Origin of the sequence: Nocardioides sp. J54 (assembly GCF_000519005.1) — a bacterium.
In the GTDB taxonomy this organism is placed as follows: domain Bacteria; phylum Actinomycetota; class Actinomycetes; order Propionibacteriales; family Nocardioidaceae; genus Nocardioides.
In genome coordinates, this window is sequence record NZ_JAER01000030.1 from 1 (window position 1) to 15,451 (window position 15,451).

The following is a 15,451-nucleotide window of genomic DNA, read 5'->3' on the forward strand; positions in this document are numbered from 1 at the left end:
CGGGCTCCGGCTCCGGGTCCGGGTCCGGGTCGGGCTCCGGGTCGGGCTCGCCCTCGGCGTCGGTCGGGCACTCGCTGACCGGCACGTCGCGCGCCTGCTCCCCCACGTTGGCGAAGCGGAGGGCCAGGGAGTCGTGGGCGTCCGGGAACTGCCAGGGAAGCGTCACGCCGTCCCAGCCCGTCAGCGTGTTGATGCTGACGATCACGATGTGGTCGAGCACACCGCCCGGCGTCGAGACGTACTTGCAGACGACGACCTTCTTCTCGTTGACGTCGTCCTGGACCGCGGCGGCCGCGACCTGCCGCGCGCCCTGCTCGGCAACCTCGCCGGCCGGCGGGGCGTCGGCCTCGGGGGCGGGGTCGGGCTCGGCATCCTGCGCGGCCGGAGCCGGGTCGGGCTGCGGTGCAGGGGCCGGGTCCGGCTCGGGAGCCGGGTCGGGCTCCGGGGCCGGCTTCGGCTCGGGCTCGGGGGCGGCCTTCGGCTCCGGCGCGGCCTCGGGCTCGGGCGCCGGGGTCTCCACCTCGGCCGAGGCCGCGGCGCCACTGGTGTCGGCGTCGTCGGCGTGGCCGGGTGCGGTCAGGGCCGTGACGGCCAGGAGGGCGGCCGGGAGCGTGAGTGCGACACGCATCCCCAGGCCGCGCCGCGCGGGCGCGCGGCGGAGGGTGCGGCCGACAGGCCGCGGTGACTTCATCATGTTGTTGTCCCCATGTCGTGGTGTCGGCCGTGCTGCAGCACGGCCTCGGGAGCTTCCGGTGACGGGTTCGGCCGAAAACCGACAGAGGGAGCGTCGAACCAGGGCCTCGCCGATCGGGCGCGACCCAGTCCAGCACTCCCTCCCACCGACCACGCCCCACGCGCAGCCGGCCCCGCGTCGGAGACTAGGGGCCTTTACCCGGCCGTCAAGGCCGAATTCGGCGATCTTTACCGAGCACGACGTCCTCACATCCGATGGTTGTCGGATGCATCACACACCCGCGCGACCGCCGGTCTGCGTCTCGCTCAGGCCAGCCGGTCCTCGGGGCCGCGCGGCAGGAACTGCTCGGTGAGCACCGGCCAGGCGTGGTCGATGAGCTCCTCCATGTCGAGGTGGGTGGCGCGCTGCACGTAGGGCTTGGCCAGCTCGGTGTCGATGACCTTGAGCACGAACCGGCGCAGCTCGGAGTCGAGCCCGGTCATCCGGCGCAGGATCGCGCCGCGCCGGGTGTCGGTGCGCAGCTCGAGGCCGATCTGGTCCTCGGTCGGGGTCCGCAGCTCCAGGCGCAGCCGCAGCGGGTCCTCGGTGTGCACGACGAGCACCAGCGGCACCTGCACGTCGGCGGCGAAGTGGAGCTGGTCGAGCGGCAGGTCGAGCTGGAAGACGACGCTGATCGGCAGGTTCAGCGCGTAGGTGAGCAGCTCGGCGGGGACCTCCTCGCCGGTGGTCGGCCCGAAGGTGCCGGTGAAGCTGACGCTCGCGAACGCCCGGCCGGGGCCGGCACCGATCGGCCCGAGCGAGATCTGGTCGCCGAGGACGGCGTCCACGGTGCGCAGGATGCGCTCCTTGTGCAGCACGCGCCGCACCCACTGCACCCCGAAGCGCTGGTAGGACGCGGGGCCGGCTGCCACCTCCACCCGGGTGTCGACCACGGCTCCCCCTTGCTCGTTGTCGGTCCTGCGGGCAGCAAAGCCGCGCCAGGACTGGCGATTCTCGTACATCCTGCCTGACAGGGAGGCGCCGGGGTGGCAGGCGCCGCGCCCGTCGTACCGGCCTTCCCCGGCTCGGTCCGGGCGGTGCCCTCGTGGCAGGATGGGCCGCTCGCCGACGACAGGAGCCCCCGGATGACCGAGGCCGTGGCCGTGCGCTACCCGACGCCGACCCTGGTCAGGACTGCGGACTGCATGGCGAAGGGTCTGCTGGTGGTGCTGCTGCTGGCCGCGGTGGTCGACCCCGAGGGCAGCAACCTGCGCAACAAGGCCGCCGAGGCGCGGGCGATCGGGTACCCGCTGCTGTCGTTCACGATCCCGCTGATCTGGCTGCTGGCGTGGAAGGACCGGGCGTCCTTCCCGTGGCTGGCCGACCTGCTCGTCACGCTGACCTGCTTCACCGACGTCCTCGGCAACCGGATGGACCTCTACGACTCGATCGTGTGGTTCGACGACCTCATGCACTTCGCGAACACCGGGCTGATCGCGGCGGCCGTCGTGCTGCTCACCCTGCACCGCAGCGCGCCGCGCTGCCGCGTCATCGAGCGGGCGCTCGCCGTCGGTGCGACGGCTGCCATCGCCTGGGAGGTCGCGGAGTACTACGCGTTCATCAGCGGCCACGCCGAGCGTGCCTTCGCCTACGAGGACACGCTCAGCGACCTCAGCCTCGGCGTCCTCGGGTCGCTCACCGCCGCGCTGGTCATCCACCACCTGTGGCGGCGCGGCCAGCTGCGCGAGGCCGCGCCCCAGCTGGACGACCGCAGCCTCGTCTGACCCCCGGGTCCCGCCGGCGGTCCCTCACCCCTCGACGGCGACGGGCACGTCCATCGCCCGCGCGGCGGCAGCGATCTGCTGCGCCAGGGCGACGTCCGCGTCGGTGACCGTCCCGGTGTCGTGGGTCCCGAGCCACACCTCGACCTCGGGGTAGCGCAGGGTCACGTCGGGGTGGTGGTTGGCCTCCTCGGCCAGCCGCCCGATCTCGTTGACCAGCGCCAGCCCGGTCGCGAAGCTCCCGGTCCGGAAGCGCACGGTCGCCTGGGCTCCCTCGACGCGCCACTCCGCGAGACCCTCCGCGGCGGTGAACTCCTCAGCGGTCACGGTCTGGTAGCTGCGTGCCATGCTCCCGACCGTACCCCTGGATCTCCGCCGTCACCGGCGGCCGACCCGCAGCGAGGCGTCGACCTGCCGGCCCTCCTCGAGCGGGTCGAGGCCGGCGTCGCGGCGGGCGGTCACCTTCAGCGGCACCAGGTAGCGACCGTCCTTCGGGAAGAGCGCCGTGGTGAACTCGTGGCCGGCGATGGTCACGACGACGGGGACCTGGCCCCAGTACTCGATGCCGCGGGCGGCGTCCTTGATGTCCTCGCTCTCGTCCTCGGGCACGGAGAGGAACCAGTACGGCGCCGGGCCGCGCCACTCCACGACGGTGCCGGTGAAGGAGATGTCCACCCTGCAGTCCTAGCCCGTCGCGGGCCGCGCGGCAACGGGTTCGAGGAGCAGGGCGAGCGTGGGGAGGCCCAGGGGCTTCATCGCGTCGGGTCCGTGACGACCTCGTAGGGGCCGGACGCGACGGCCTCGTCGAACTTGCTGTCGACGTACAGCACGCGTCCGCGCAACGTGGCGGCCGTCGTCAGCACGCGGTCGGCGGCGGTGGCCTGCTGGTCGAGGGCGACCAGGCTGCGGCCGTCGGCGGAGACCCGCAGGGTGGCGACCGCCTTGCTGAAGTTGCGCACGACGGTGAGCCGGTTGCCCTGCCGCACGAGCCCGTCGGCGTCGACGAGGTCGGTGCCGGTGGCGAGCTCGCCGACCGCGCCGGTGCGGGCGTCGAAGCGCCACATCCGGCCGGTGCTGCCCTGCGCGACCACGAAGGCCGAGCGGTCGGCGGTGAGCACGATGCCGCCGAGGTTGAAGCCCTCCTCGCGGGTGATGGTGCCGGTCGCGTCGGCCCACAGCGTCGCCTCCCAGCCGTGCGCGCCGCGCGCGACGCGGAAGAGCTGGGGGTCGTTGGAGTTGGTGAAGTACGCCGCGCCATCGGGGCCGATCGTCACGTCGTTGAGGAAGGCGTCGGTGGTGCCGGGAACGCGCAGCGCGGCGAGCAGCTCGCCGTGGCGGTCGTAGACCCAGAGGTCGGGCCGACCGGTGCCGATGCCGTTGGGGCCGCCCGCGACGTAGACGTTGCCGGCGTCGTCGACGGTGATGCCGCGGGCGGTGAACCGGCCGTCGGTGCCGTCACCAGCCAGCCACTCCTCGGTCGTGGCCGACTGCGCGGTGCCGCGGTGGATCTCCCCGCCGGTCACCTCGCTGACGTAGAAGACACCGCGCCGCTCGTCGGCGCCGATGCCCTCGAACTTCGAGCCGACCGGGCTGTCGGCGTCGCCCTGGAGCAGGTACGACGCCGGGCGGCCGCCGGCGTCGGCAGCGGCGGTCGTCGTACCGGCGAGGGTGCCGGTGGCGGCGGTCGCGAGGGTGAGCAGGAGGGTCGGGAGGACGTGGGTTCGCTTCATGGCTCCAGCCTGCGGCGCGGCGGGCCGCCCGGACGTGGGGTGTGCTGACCGCGGTCGCGCCGTCCTTCGCGTGGTGCGCGGTGCCCGTCGCCTTCGCCGTGCTGCAGGTGCTGCCGTTCGCGTGGGCGGTGGGCTGCGTCGTCGCGATGACCGCCCTCCTGACAGCGGCCTGGCAGCGGATCACCGACGGCGTCGACCCGGTGCAGGTCGCCGGTCCGGTCGGCGTCGGCCTGGTGACCGTGCTGGCCTACCGCGCGCTCGACCTCGAGTCCCGCGCCCGTCAGGCCGTGGCCGGGCAGCTCGCCGAGGAGCAGCACCGCACCGGCGCGCTGGCCGAGCGGACCCGCCTGTCGCGGGAGATCCACGACTCGGTCGGGCAGGGCCTCTCCAGCATCAACCTGCTGCTGCAGGCCGCCGAGCAGGCGTGGGAGGAGCAGCCCGCGACCGCGCGGGAGCACGTCCGGACCGCGGCAGCGACCGCCCGCGGCGGGCTCGAGGAGGTGCGCCGCGTGGTGCGCGACCTCGCCCCGGCGGAGCTGGCCGACGACGCCGGCGGCGCAGCGCTGGCCGACGCCCTGCACCGGGCGGCCGAGGAGTCCGCCCTGGGCTCGACGTGCGGTCTCGACGTCGCGGTGCGCGTGCACGGCGAGCCGGTGCCGGTGGAGGTCGCCCCCGGGATCCCCGTCGACGGCCCGGTCGACGAGCTCGCCGAGCAGGTGCGCGCGCTGCACGTGCGCTACCACCGGGGCCAGCCCGGCTGAGCCGGCTCAGCCCAGCCGGCCGAGGATCTCCTCCGACTCGACGAGCCCGGCGTCGCTCGGCGCCTGCCCCCGGCCGAAGACCCGTTCGTGCTGCTGGCGGCGCCACGCGAGGTGCGCCTCCGCCGGGCGCTCGAAGCCGTGGCGCTCCCGCGCCTCGGCGGGCGTGAGCACCTCCGGGGAGACCGGGGGCACGCCCAGGAGGACCGGGGCCACCACCGGCACCGTGCTCGGCGAGAGCATCCCGAGCACGCGCAGCTGCAGGCGCTTGCTGGTCGACAGCGCGGCGAAGGTGGCGCGCAGGACGGGCCGTGCGGCCAGGTCCATCACCCTGGGCTGCTGGACGTCGCCCATCTCGCGCATCCAGTGCGGCAGGGTCGCGATGACGCCGGCGCGGAAGAACCTGCCGACCACCCACTGCGCGGGGCGCAGCACGAGGGGCGCGTCGACGAGCTGGTCGACGTCCATCAGGTGGCGCATCGCGCGCCGTGCGATCGGTGAGCCGGACATCACCGGGCGCATCCGTTCGTAGTAGGCGTGCAGCTCAGCGCGCGAGCGCGGCACGTCGGCCGGGTCGCAGGTCTGCATCTCGGCCGCGACCGCGCACTCGGCCCAGTACTGCGCCTCCTCGGCCTCGGACAGCTTGCCGGGGCCGTACATCTCGTACGCCTTGAGCACCGAGTGCCAGCCGGTGACGAGGATCCACAGCTGCGAGTCGGGGTCGTTGGCGTCGTACCGCCCGCCGCCGTAGGGCTCGAGGCCGATCGCCTTGCTGTGCACCTTCACCAGCACATCGGCGGCCTGCAGCGTGGTGCGGCTGTCACCGAAGGCGACGAGGGCGAAGTAGCGGATCGTCCGGTCGTAACGGGTCCGCGGCCGCCGGTAGATGTCCTGGGTGCGGTCCACCGAGGCGACCAGGTTCGGGTCGAGCTCCTCGACCACCACCGCCCGGCTGAACCCGATCGTCAGCGACGTCGGGTAGCCCCAGACCCGCCAGGTCACCGAGTCAGGTCCGAAGAACCCGTGGTCGGCGGCGGGCTCGACCTCGGAACGAGTGCGCTTCAGCATGGCGACATATTGCTACACATGTGTAGTAATTGGAAGGCCCTAGGGTGGCGGCGTGTCCCAGCAGCCCCGCAAGCGACGTCCCTACGCCGCGCGGATGCCCATGGAGGAGCGGCGCACCCAGCTGCTCGACGCGGCGCTGCGGGTCATCGACCGCGACGGGTACGACGGCGTCTCCATCGACGCGATCGCGAAGGAGGCCGGGGTCACCCGGCCGGTGGTCTACGGCGCCTTCGACGGCCTCGGCGCGCTGCTGCTGACCCTGCTCGACCGCCAGCAGGCCCGGGCGGTCGGCCAGCTGTTCGCCGCGCTGCCGTCGGGCGAGAGCACCGACCCGGTCGAGGTGGTGGAGCAGGCCTGCCCGGCGCTGCACCGGATGCTGCTCGACGACCCGGTGACCTGGCGCGCGATCCTCCGGTCCCCCGCCAACGTGCCCGACGCGGTGCGCAGCCGGATCGAGGGCGACCGCCAGCAGGTGCGCGAGTTCGTCGAGGGCCTGGTCACCGCCGTGCTCGGCGAGGAGGTCGACGCCGAGGTGGTGGCGCACGGGATCATCGCGCTGCTCGAGCACTTCGGCCGGCTCGTGCTCGAGGACCCGCTGCGCTACGACGCCGCCCGGCTCACTGCCACCGCCCGCTCCCTCGCGGCATCATGGGTCAGGTGACCGGTCGCACCGTCCGCCTCGCCACCCCGGCCGACGCCGGGGTCGTGGCCCGGCTGCTCTTCGACTTCAACACCGAGTTCGAGTCGCCCACGCCGACCGCCGAGGACTTCACGCCGCGCTTCGCACGCCTGCTGGCCCGCGACGACGTGCTCGTGGTGCTCGCCGAGGAGGACGGGCGACCGACCGGCTTCGGCTACCTGACCCTGCGCCCGACCCCGTACGGCGACGGTCCGCTCGCCCAGCTCGAGGAGCTCTACGTCGTACCCGCGCTGCGCGACGGCGGCATCGGCACGGCGCTGCTCACCCGCGCGGTCGACGAGGTGCTGGCCCGCGGCGCGATCGAGATGCACATCAACGTCGACGAGGTCGACACCGACACCCGGCGGTTCTACGAGCGGCACGGCTTCACCAACATCCAGCCGGGCGAGGACTACCGGATGCTCTGCTACATCCGGGAGCTCTGAAGCCGTCCGGGCACCGACTGTCGGTGGGCCGGTGCACGCTGGGTCCATGAGCACCAGCACCTCCCCCATCACCGAGCTCCTCGCCGTCTGCCTCGACACCTCCGACGCCGCGCGGCTGGCGCAGTTCTACGCCGACCTGTGCGGCGGGAAGGTCACCGGCGTCTACCCGGAGTACGGCTACGCCAGCGCCGAGGTCCTCGGCACCACGCTGAACTTCCAGACCGTCGAGGGCTACCGGCGCCCGGAGTGGCCGGGCCAGGACCAGCCGCAGCAGTCGCACCTCGACTTCCGGGTGCCCGACCTAGACGCCGCCATCGAGCATGCCACCGCGCTGGGGGCGACCGTGGCCCCGGGGCAGGACGACCAGCCCGACTGGATGACCTGGCGGGTCATGCTCGACCCCGACGGCCACCCGTTCTGCCTCTGCCCGCCGCAGGGGTGACGCTCAGCCGGTGCGGCGGAGCACCAGGTGGGTGACGTGCGGCGTGTGCCGCACCGACACCGCCTCCATCGCACCGGCCGGCACCCCGTCGAAGAGGCGGGAGCCGGCGTGCCCGTCGGCCACGGAGAAGCCCGACACGTGCGGCGTCACGTGCCAGCGCAGCTCATCGAGCAGGCCGGCGGCCAGGCAGGCGTTGACGGTGGTCGCGCCGCCGGCGACGGCGACGTCGCGCCCGCCTGCCGCGTCCCGGGCGCGGTCCAGCGCGGCCTCGAGGCCGTCGGTCACGAAGTGGAAGGTCGTGCCGCCCTGCATCTCGAGCGGGTCGCGCGGGTGGTGGGTCAGCACGAAGACAGGGGCGTGGTACGGCGGGTCCTCGCCCCACCACCCGCGCCACGAGAGGTCCCACCCGCCCCGGTGGGGGCTGAACATGTTGCGGCCCATGACGAACGCGCCCGCGTCGACGATCGCGTCGACCTCGGCCCGGCTCTCGTCGCCGTGGTCGAACATCCACGCGTGCAGCGGCTGCTCGTCGAGGTCGCCGAACGGTCGCTCCAGCCGCTGCCGCGGCCCCGAGGCGAACCCGTCGAGGGTGGTGGAGATGTCGGCTGTGACGATGCCCATGTCGTGCAGACCGTCCCGCCCGCGGGAATTCAGCGCGCCCGCGGCCTGCGCCGTGGCAGCATCTCTCCGTGCTGGGCATCACCGACCTCTCGACGTACCTCGTCGGCCTGGTCCTCATCATCCTGCTGCCCGGTCCGAACTCGCTCTACGTCCTCTCCGTGGCCGCCCGCCGCGGCGTGGCCGACGGCTACCGCGCCGCCGCCGGGGTGTGGACCGGCGACGCGGTCCTGATGTTCCTCTCCGCAGCTGGCGCGGCGTCGCTGCTGAAGACCAACGAGGTCGCCTTCGCGGTCGTGAAGTACGTCGGCGCCGGCTACCTCGGCTACCTCGCCTTCACCATGCTGCGCGGCGCGTTCGCCCTGTGGCGCGAGCGGCGTCGGGCGGTGCAGGTGGTCGAGGACGGGGCACCGCCGCCGGTCCCCGGCGAGCGCCCCTACCGGCGGGCGCTCGTCATCAGCCTGCTCAACCCGAAGGCGATCTTGTTCTTCGTCGCCTTCTTCGTGCAGTTCGTCGACCCGGCGTACGGCAAGCCGGCGGTGTCCTTCCTCGCCCTGGGCACCCTCGCCCAGCTCGCCAGCGTGCTCTACCTCTCCGCCCTGATCTTCGGCGGCGCCCGCCTCGCCGAGACCTTCCGCCGGCGTCGTTCGCTCTCGGCCCTCGGCACCTCCGCGATCGGCGCGGTCTTCCTGGGCTTCGCGGTCAAGCTCTCCCTCGCCAGCGCCTGACCCGGACCTGACCCGGACCTGACCCGGCAGGGTCACCAGCTGACGTCGTCGCACGCGTCCGAGCGGTGGCCCTCGACCTGGAGGGTGGCGTGCTCGATGGCGTGGTCCTCGCGCAGCGCGGCCTGCCCGGCCCGCAGCGTGGCGGCGGCGTCGGCGCCCTCGGTGAGGACGAGGTGGGCGGTGGCGACGTTCATCCCCGACGTCAGGGTCCAGACATGGAGGTCGTGCACGTCGCACACCCCCGGGACCGCGGCGAGCGAGGCGGTGACCGCGTCGATCTCCATCCCGGCGGGCACGTGCTGGCCGAGCACCGCGAGCACCTCGCGGCCGAGGAGGACGGCCCGCACGGCGACGAAGGCGCCGATGAGGAAGGCGACGGCGGTGTCCCACACGCCGCTCCCGGTGGCCGCGACGAGGACGCCCGCGGCAATCACGCCGACGCTGCCGGCCGTGTCGGCGACGACCTCGAGGTAGGCGCCCTTGACGTTGAGGGACTCCTTCGCACCGGCGCGCAGGAGCAGCAGCGCGACGAGGTTGACCGCCAGGCCGAGGGCACCGACCACGAGCATCGCGCCGGTCTCGACCTCGACCTCCTCGCCGACCCGCCCCACCGCGGCGACCACGACGTAGACCGCGACGCCGAGCATGATCAGCACGGCCAGCCCGGAGGCGAAGACCTCGGCCCGGTAGGAGCCATAGGTACGACGTCCGGTGCTGTCCGCGCGGGTGGCGATCCGCGTCGCGACGAGTGCCGCCCCGAGGGCCACGACGTCGGCGGCCATGTGCCCCGCGTCGGACACCAGGGCCAGCGAGCCGCTGAGCAGGCCGGCGACCAGCTCGACGACGAAGAAGGCCGCGACCAGCGCGAACGAGACCGCGAGCCGCCACCGGTGCCGCCCGCCCGCATGGCCGGCGGGGCCGCCCGCTGGCGGGTGGCCGTGCCCGTGCCCGACGCCCATCAGGACGCCTCGTCGCCGTGCAGCGCGGCGGGCCCGAAGTTCTCACAGAGGACGACGGCCTCCCCCGTCGCCTCCAGCAGGCGCTCGGTCGCGCGCAGAACCTCCGCGGTCGCGGCCGGGTGCGCGAGGGAGAACATCGACGCGCGGCCGCTCGGTCGCGACACCACCAGCCCGCAGTCGCGCAGGCAGGCCAGGTGCTTCGACACGGTCGACTGGGCGAGGCCGAGGTGGTCGGTCAGGTCGACGACCCGGTGCTCACCGAGGGCCAGGTGCTGCAGGATCGCCAGCCGGTTCGGGTCGCTCAGCGCGTGCAGCAGGCACGCCGCCGCGACGAGCGGCTCCACCTCGCGCTCCAGCTGATTCATCGCCATGTGGCGATGTAAGCACCCTTCGGCGTCGTTGGTCAACCGGTCTATGCTCCCCTGCGTGCTGATGCGACCGGCGGAGCTCGAGGCCATCCGGGAGGGACGGGTCGACCTCGCCTTCCGGCGGTGGGACCGCCCGCGGGTGAAGGTCGGCACCCGCCTGCGCACGGCCGTCGGCCTCGTCGAGGTGGTCAGCGTCGAGCAGGTCCCGTTGTCCTCGCTGCGCGCCGAGGACGCACGGCGGGCCGGGGCGCACTCCCTCGCCGCCCTCAAGGACGTGCTCGCCGCCCGCGCCGAGCGGCCGGTCTTCCGGGTCGGGCTGCGCTACGCCGGCGTCGACCCGCGCGAGACGCTGCGCGGGCAGTTGCCCGACCCAGCGGAGGTGGTGGCCATCCTCGCGGGCCTGGACCGCCTCGACGCCGCCTCGCCGGTCGGCCCGTGGACCCGCGACACCCTGCGCCTCATCGACCGCAACCCGGAGGTCCGCGCGCCCGAGCTCGCCGCGCGGCTCGGCCGCCCCACCGCGGAGTTCAAGCGCGACGTGCGCAAGCTCAAGGAGCGCGGACTGACCGAGTCGCTCGCCATCGGCTACCGCCTCTCCCCGCGCGGCGAGGTGGTCCTCGACCACGAGGACGGTCCCCGCGAGCGCGCCCCGCGCCGGGAGGGCACGCCCCTGCCGCGCACCATCGGCGCCCCGGCCACCCGGGCGCTGCGCGCGGTCGACCTGCACACGCTCCAGGCGGTCAGCACGTGGACCCGGCACGACCTGGCCGCCCTGCACGGGGTCGGCCCGATCGCGCTCGACCGGCTGGAGGCCGCGCTGGCCCAGCTCGGGCTGTCGTTCGCCGACCGCCGCCCCGGCTGACCCGCGGGCCGGCCGCCGGACCTGTGCCAGGGTTCAGGTGAGGAGCACCGGCATCAGGTCGTGCACCCGGTGGCGCAGCTCGTCGAGCACGCCCTCCTTGTCGCAGAGGTGCCCGAGCAGGGCCTGCTGGAAGAGGCCGTCGAGGATGCCGTAGGTGACCGCCGAGGCCATCGCGGGAGCGCGCCCCGACAGGTCGGCGTACGTCGTGACCACGCGCCAGACCATGTCCTCGAGGGTCTGGTCGATCTGCAGCACCGCCTCGCGCAGCGACTCCTCGAACATGCTCTGGGAGCGCAGGTCGTACCAGAGCCGGTGCATCGGCGCTTCCTCGACGATCGTCTCGACCAGCTTGTCGGCGAAGCCGGCCACGAGCTCCTCGGGGGTGCGCGAGGTCTCCACCACCTCGTCGTACCGGTGGACGCAGCGCGCCTTGTACTCCCGCACGCAGTAGACGATCAGCTCGAGCTTGTCGCGGAAGTAGTAGTGGACGACGCCGTGGGAGAACTCCGAGTTGTTCGCGATCTCGCGCAGGCTCGCGCGGGCGTAGCCCAGCTCGCCGAGGGTCCGCAGCGCGGAGTCGGCCAGTGCTTGTCGACGCTCGTCGTGCCTGTCGGCGGGGGTACGACGAGCCTGGGCGGTCGTCATCCCTTCGAGGCTACCCCCGGACCCCGCTCCCTGACCCCCGGGCGATGGGCAACAACTGGGCATCCGTCAAGGCAGGTCTTGACGAGTGTCAAGCATCCGGGTTTACCTAGAGGTGCCACTTCGTGGCGAACCCCGGGCACGGCGCGTCGAGCCCTACCGACCGCCGGGCCATCCGGCCGCCCGCGGCACGGACGGCCGTCATCAGCGGGAGTCCCACCCCGCTGATGATGGTCGCCGTCCGGCCCCTGGTCCCTCTTCGCGACGCAGCACCGTCCCGTGTCACACGCGGGCGGTGGCCGGTGTCTCCATGCCAGAACCCGCCAGGAGCGACCTGGCCGACCGAGGAGGAGACACCATGGCCACCACCCCCCGCATCCCCGCCAAGCCCATCACTGGCGTCTACGGCGCGCTCGTGAAGAAGTTCTCCGCCAAGATGTTCGGCCACGTGCCGGAGTCCCTCGGCGTGATGTGGCACCACCTGCCCGCGCTGAAGGCGAGCATGAGCTACGGCCAGAAGCTGCAGAAGTGGGACGAGTGCGACGAGACGCTGAAGACCTACGCGCACATGGCCGTCGCCTCGCTCGTCGGCTGCTCGTGGTGCCTCGACTTCAACTACTTCATGTCCCGCGACAAGGGCCTCGACGAGGACAAGGCCCGCGAGGTCCCGCGCTGGCGCGACTCCGAGGTGTTCAGCCCGCTGGAGCGCCAGGTGATGGAGTACGCCGAGGCGGCCAGCATGACGCCGCCGACGGTCACCGACGAGATGGTCGAGCCGCTGCTCGCCGCACTCGGCCCGGCCGGCCTGCTCGAGCTGACCACCGTCATCGGGTTCGCCAACATGACGACCCGCTCGAACACCTCGCTGGGCATCGAGTCGGAGGGCTTCGCCGCCGCCTGCGGCATGAAGCCGCTCGCCCAGCCGGGCCCGTCGGCGGTCGTAGGCTCGCAGGCATGACGTCTCGGGACACCGACCCCTTCGTCGCCCACCGCAACCTGCTCTTCACGGTCGCCTACGAGATGCTCGGCTCCGCAGCCGACGCCGAGGACGTCGTGCAGGAGACCTGGCTGCGGTGGGCCGCGGTGGACCACGCCGAGGTCGTGGACCCCCGGGCCTACCTCGTCCGCATCGTCACCCGCCAGTCCCTCAACCGCCTGCGCACCCTCGCCCGCCGGCGCGAGGACTACGTCGGCGAGTGGCTCCCCGAGCCCCTGCTCACCGCCCCCGACGTCGCCGAGGACGTGGAGCTCGCCGAGAGCGTCTCGATGGCGATGCTGACGGTGCTGGAGACGCTCGGCCCGACCGAGCGCGCGGTGTTCGTGCTGCGCGAGGTCTTCGACATGCCGTACGACGAGATCGCCGCTGCCGTGGGCAAGACGTCCGCCGCCGTGCGCCAGGTCGCGCTGCGGGCCCGCAACCACGTCGCCTCCCGCCGGCCCCGCAACGAGGTCGACCGCCGCGAGCAGCAGGCCGTCGTGGAGCGGTTCATGGCGGCGGTGCAGACCGGCGACGTGCAGTCCCTGCTCGACGCGATGGCCCCCGACGTGCTGCTCCGCGCCGACGGCGGCGGCATCGCCAACGCGATCCGCAAGCCGCTCTCCGGCGCCGAGCCGGTCGCCCGCCTGCTGGCCAGCTTCACCGTCCTCGCCCCCGACGCCACCCTCGACCTGGTCTGGCTCAACGGTGCCCCCGCCGCGCTGATCCGCGCCCGCGGCGAGCTCACCGCCGTCAGCTTCGCCATCGAGGACGGCCGGGTCACCCACATCTACGTCGTCCGCAACCCGCACAAGCTGACCGCCCTGGACAGCGAGGCGGTGCTGAGCCGGGAGGGGTGAGCCGGCCCCGCGCCTTGACCCGCCCACCATGCTGGTCCCCATGCGCGCCGTGATGCACCACGAGTTCGGAGACCCGACCCGGGTCCTCACCGTCGAGGACGTGGCGGTCCCGGAGCCCGGGCCCGGCGAGGTGCGGGTGCGCACGCTGCTCGCGGCGGTGCACAACCACGACCTGTGGACGATCCGCGGGTCCTACGGCTTCAAGCCGGATTTGCCGGCGCGGGCGGGGACCGAGGCGGTCGGGGTCGTGGAGGCGCTCGGCGAGGGCGTCGCGGGGCTCGAGGTCGGGCAGCGGGTCGCGTCAGGTGGCAGCTTCGGGGCGTGGGCGGAGCACTTCGTCGCCCGCGCGGGCGGGCTGCTGCCGGTGCCCGACGCGATCCTCGACGAGGTCGCCGCCCAGCTGGTGTCGATGCCGTTCAGCGCGATCGCGCTGCTGGAGTCGCTCGACCTCCAGCCCGGCGACTGGCTGGTGCAGAACGCCGCGAACGGCGCGGTCGGGCGGATGGTCGCCCAGCTCGGCGCTGCCCGCGGGGTCAACGTGCTCGGCCTGGTGCGCCGGGCGGACGCGGTCGACGAGCTGGCCGCCCTCGGCATCGGGCAGGTCGTCGCCACGGACGGCGACGACTGGCGCGACCGGGTGCAGGAGATCACCGGCGGCGCGCCGGTCGCGGTCGGCGTCGACTCCGTCGGCGGCCGCGCGAGCGGCGAGGTGCTGTCGCTGCTCGCGGAGAACGGGCTGCTGGTCGTCTTCGGTGCGATGCAGTCGCCGACGATGGAGCTGTCGTCGGGCGACCTGATCTTCAAGCAGGCCAGCGTGCGGGGGTTCTGGGCGAGCACCGTCGCCCGGACGATGCCGGCCGAGCAGCGCAACGCGCTCTACGCCGAGCTCGCGCAGCGCATCGGCGACGGTTCGCTGACGCTGACGCTGCCGGTCGACCGGGTCGTGGCGCTGGAGGACGTGCGCGACGCGGCCGCCGCCAACGCGGAGCCCGGCCGGTCGGGCAAGGTGCTGCTGCGGCCCTGACGAACCCGTCAGGAATCGAGAAGCACCCGAGCACCGACCCCGACGGGTTCGCGTGGGAGCCCGCCGGCGCGGGCGAGCGTGCCGAGCGCTAGAGCCGCTCGAGCACGGCCCGCATCCGGTCCACCTCGGCGCCCTGGCCGATGACCATCTCCTCGGCCATCTCGGTGACCCGCACGTCGCTGCCGCGCCGGGCGACGGCGTCGGCCATCTCGATGGCGCCCTGGTGGTGCTGGATCATCCCCTCGAGGAAGAGGCGGTCGAACTCCGCCCCGCTGGCGGCCTCGAGGGCGCGCATCTGCTCGTCGCTGAGCATCCCGTGCATCGTGGCGTGCCCGTGCTCGCCGTGGTCGTAGGCGCTGGGGTCGTCGGCAGCGGTGGGCACCGAGAAGCCCTTCTCCTGCAGCCACGCGGCCATGGTCAGGATCTCCGGGCGCTGGGCGGCGGAGATCCGGCGCGCGAGCGCCTTCACCTGGCGCGACTCGGCCCGTCCGGGCGCGAGGTCCGACATGACCAGCGCCTGCGCGTGGTGCGGGATCATCATCTGCACGAAGGCGACGTCGTCGTGCGAGAAGTCGCCCTCCGCAGCACCGGCGTCCGGTCCGACGGTCTGCGCCTCCTCGCCGGGGCCGCCCGGCTGGAGCACCACCGGCGCCGGGTCGGACTGCGCCCGCCCGTCGTCCTCGTGGTCGAGGCAGCCCCCGAGGGCGAGCGCTGCGAGCACCGCTGCGGCAGCGAGGACGGCAGGCGGAAGCGACCGAGAACGAGACACCGAGAACTCCTCAAGAGGTCTTGTGGGGCGTCCTCACCATAGGACAGCATCGAGGGCACGGAGCCGTA

Annotated in this window: 20 protein-coding genes and 1 pseudogene; 10 read left to right on the forward strand and 11 right to left on the reverse strand. The window is 73.5% G+C overall.

Translation table 11 applies throughout. The features are described from left to right. Both NOCJ54_RS29540 and NOCJ54_RS0116850 read right to left on the reverse strand, forming a co-directional pair. Nucleotides 1-628: pseudogene (locus NOCJ54_RS29540) on the reverse strand (hypothetical protein); the annotation flags it as partial. A gap of 371 nt (nucleotides 629-999) precedes the next feature. Next, the gene (locus NOCJ54_RS0116850; RefSeq protein WP_028656424.1) at nucleotides 1,000-1,626 is read right to left on the reverse strand and encodes a hypothetical protein; all 627 of its coding nucleotides are present in this window, start codon (nucleotides 1,624-1,626) and stop codon (nucleotides 1,000-1,002) included. A 192-nt stretch (nucleotides 1,627-1,818) separates the two neighbouring features. Here NOCJ54_RS0116850 and NOCJ54_RS26485 point away from each other — a divergent pair, with 192 nt between their 5' ends. Further along, nucleotides 1,819-2,457, forward strand: coding sequence for a hypothetical protein (locus tag NOCJ54_RS26485; protein WP_051485981.1), 639 nt, complete (start codon nucleotides 1,819-1,821; stop codon nucleotides 2,455-2,457). Nucleotides 2,458-2,481: 24 nt separating this feature from the next. Here NOCJ54_RS26485 and NOCJ54_RS0116860 read toward each other — a convergent pair whose 3' ends face one another. From NOCJ54_RS0116860 to NOCJ54_RS0116870, 3 genes are all read right to left on the reverse strand, one after another. Beyond that, nucleotides 2,482-2,802 carry a 4a-hydroxytetrahydrobiopterin dehydratase gene (locus tag NOCJ54_RS0116860; protein WP_028656425.1) on the reverse strand — a complete coding sequence of 107 codons (321 nt, stop codon included), beginning with the start codon at nucleotides 2,800-2,802 and terminating at the stop codon, nucleotides 2,482-2,484. A 30-nt stretch (nucleotides 2,803-2,832) separates the two neighbouring features. Then, nucleotides 2,833-3,129 (reverse strand): DUF1905 domain-containing protein, encoded by a 297-nt coding sequence (locus NOCJ54_RS0116865; protein ID WP_028656426.1) that lies wholly within the window; start codon nucleotides 3,127-3,129, stop codon nucleotides 2,833-2,835. A 77-nt stretch (nucleotides 3,130-3,206) separates the two neighbouring features. Beyond that, a complete protein-coding gene (locus tag NOCJ54_RS0116870; RefSeq protein ID WP_028656427.1) occupies nucleotides 3,207-4,184 on the reverse strand; it encodes an SMP-30/gluconolactonase/LRE family protein in 978 nt (325 codons plus the stop codon). Between the two features lie 41 nt (nucleotides 4,185-4,225). Here NOCJ54_RS0116870 and NOCJ54_RS26490 point away from each other — a divergent pair, with 41 nt between their 5' ends. After that, nucleotides 4,226-4,945, forward strand: coding sequence for a sensor histidine kinase (locus NOCJ54_RS26490; RefSeq protein WP_051485982.1), 720 nt, complete (start codon nucleotides 4,226-4,228; stop codon nucleotides 4,943-4,945). Between the two features lie 6 nt (nucleotides 4,946-4,951). Here NOCJ54_RS26490 and NOCJ54_RS0116880 read toward each other — a convergent pair whose 3' ends face one another. Then, a complete protein-coding gene (locus tag NOCJ54_RS0116880; protein WP_028656428.1) occupies nucleotides 4,952-6,010 on the reverse strand; it encodes an oxygenase MpaB family protein in 1,059 nt (352 codons plus the stop codon). Nucleotides 6,011-6,062: 52 nt separating this feature from the next. On the opposite strand from NOCJ54_RS0116880, the gene NOCJ54_RS28465 reads away from it, so the two are divergent. From NOCJ54_RS28465 to NOCJ54_RS0116895, 3 genes are read left to right on the forward strand one after another with little or no spacing between them, the layout of a single operon-like run. Further along, on the forward strand, nucleotides 6,063-6,671 hold the full coding sequence (locus NOCJ54_RS28465; protein ID WP_084255362.1) for a TetR/AcrR family transcriptional regulator: 609 nt from the start codon (nucleotides 6,063-6,065) through the stop codon (nucleotides 6,669-6,671). Beyond that, complete coding sequence (locus NOCJ54_RS0116890) at nucleotides 6,659-7,135, forward strand: GNAT family N-acetyltransferase (protein ID WP_028656429.1); 477 nt, start codon at nucleotides 6,659-6,661, stop codon at nucleotides 7,133-7,135. Before NOCJ54_RS28465 ends, NOCJ54_RS0116890 begins: the two co-directional genes overlap by 13 nt. Before the next feature lie 46 nt (nucleotides 7,136-7,181). After that, nucleotides 7,182-7,577, forward strand: coding sequence for a VOC family protein (locus tag NOCJ54_RS0116895; protein ID WP_028656430.1), 396 nt, complete (start codon nucleotides 7,182-7,184; stop codon nucleotides 7,575-7,577). A gap of 3 nt (nucleotides 7,578-7,580) precedes the next feature. Here the strand turns inward: NOCJ54_RS0116895 and NOCJ54_RS0116900 are convergent, their stop codons facing one another. After that, on the reverse strand, nucleotides 7,581-8,198 hold the full coding sequence (locus tag NOCJ54_RS0116900; protein WP_028656431.1) for a dihydrofolate reductase family protein: 618 nt from the start codon (nucleotides 8,196-8,198) through the stop codon (nucleotides 7,581-7,583). 68 nt (nucleotides 8,199-8,266) lie between these two features. On the opposite strand from NOCJ54_RS0116900, the gene leuE reads away from it, so the two are divergent. Continuing rightward, nucleotides 8,267-8,923 (forward strand): leucine efflux protein LeuE, encoded by a 657-nt coding sequence (gene leuE, locus NOCJ54_RS0116905; RefSeq protein WP_028656432.1) that lies wholly within the window; start codon nucleotides 8,267-8,269, stop codon nucleotides 8,921-8,923. Nucleotides 8,924-8,955: 32 nt separating this feature from the next. On the opposite strand, the gene NOCJ54_RS0116910 is transcribed toward leuE, so the two are convergent. Together NOCJ54_RS0116910 and NOCJ54_RS0116915 are read right to left on the reverse strand one after the other, a co-directional pair. Continuing rightward, a complete protein-coding gene (locus tag NOCJ54_RS0116910; RefSeq protein ID WP_028656433.1) occupies nucleotides 8,956-9,882 on the reverse strand; it encodes a cation diffusion facilitator family transporter in 927 nt (308 codons plus the stop codon). Continuing rightward, nucleotides 9,882-10,253, reverse strand: a complete 372-nt coding sequence (locus NOCJ54_RS0116915; protein ID WP_028656434.1) for an ArsR/SmtB family transcription factor — start codon at nucleotides 10,251-10,253, stop codon at nucleotides 9,882-9,884. Before NOCJ54_RS0116915 ends, NOCJ54_RS0116910 begins: the two co-directional genes overlap by 1 nt. A gap of 55 nt (nucleotides 10,254-10,308) precedes the next feature. Here NOCJ54_RS0116915 and NOCJ54_RS0116920 point away from each other — a divergent pair, with 55 nt between their 5' ends. Continuing rightward, a complete protein-coding gene (locus NOCJ54_RS0116920) occupies nucleotides 10,309-11,112 on the forward strand; it encodes a hypothetical protein (RefSeq protein WP_028656435.1) in 804 nt (267 codons plus the stop codon). A gap of 33 nt (nucleotides 11,113-11,145) precedes the next feature. Here the strand turns inward: NOCJ54_RS0116920 and NOCJ54_RS0116925 are convergent, their stop codons facing one another. After that, the gene (locus NOCJ54_RS0116925) at nucleotides 11,146-11,757 is read right to left on the reverse strand and encodes a TetR/AcrR family transcriptional regulator (protein ID WP_028656436.1); all 612 of its coding nucleotides are present in this window, start codon (nucleotides 11,755-11,757) and stop codon (nucleotides 11,146-11,148) included. Between the two features lie 355 nt (nucleotides 11,758-12,112). On the opposite strand from NOCJ54_RS0116925, the gene NOCJ54_RS0116930 reads away from it, so the two are divergent. From NOCJ54_RS0116930 to NOCJ54_RS0116940, 3 genes are read left to right on the forward strand one after another with little or no spacing between them, the layout of a single operon-like run. After that, on the forward strand, nucleotides 12,113-12,712 hold the full coding sequence (locus tag NOCJ54_RS0116930; protein ID WP_028656437.1) for a carboxymuconolactone decarboxylase family protein: 600 nt from the start codon (nucleotides 12,113-12,115) through the stop codon (nucleotides 12,710-12,712). Further along, entirely contained in the window at nucleotides 12,709-13,590 is an 882-nt protein-coding gene (locus NOCJ54_RS0116935) for an RNA polymerase sigma-70 factor (protein ID WP_028656438.1), read from the forward strand. The genes NOCJ54_RS0116930 and NOCJ54_RS0116935 overlap by 4 nt, the downstream gene beginning before the upstream one ends. Before the next feature lie 40 nt (nucleotides 13,591-13,630). Next, nucleotides 13,631-14,614 (forward strand): zinc-binding dehydrogenase, encoded by a 984-nt coding sequence (locus NOCJ54_RS0116940; protein ID WP_028656439.1) that lies wholly within the window; start codon nucleotides 13,631-13,633, stop codon nucleotides 14,612-14,614. 88 nt (nucleotides 14,615-14,702) lie between these two features. Here NOCJ54_RS0116940 and NOCJ54_RS0116945 read toward each other — a convergent pair whose 3' ends face one another. Continuing rightward, the gene (locus tag NOCJ54_RS0116945; protein ID WP_028656440.1) at nucleotides 14,703-15,383 is read right to left on the reverse strand and encodes a DUF305 domain-containing protein; all 681 of its coding nucleotides are present in this window, start codon (nucleotides 15,381-15,383) and stop codon (nucleotides 14,703-14,705) included. Nucleotides 15,384-15,451: the final 68 nt, after the last annotated feature.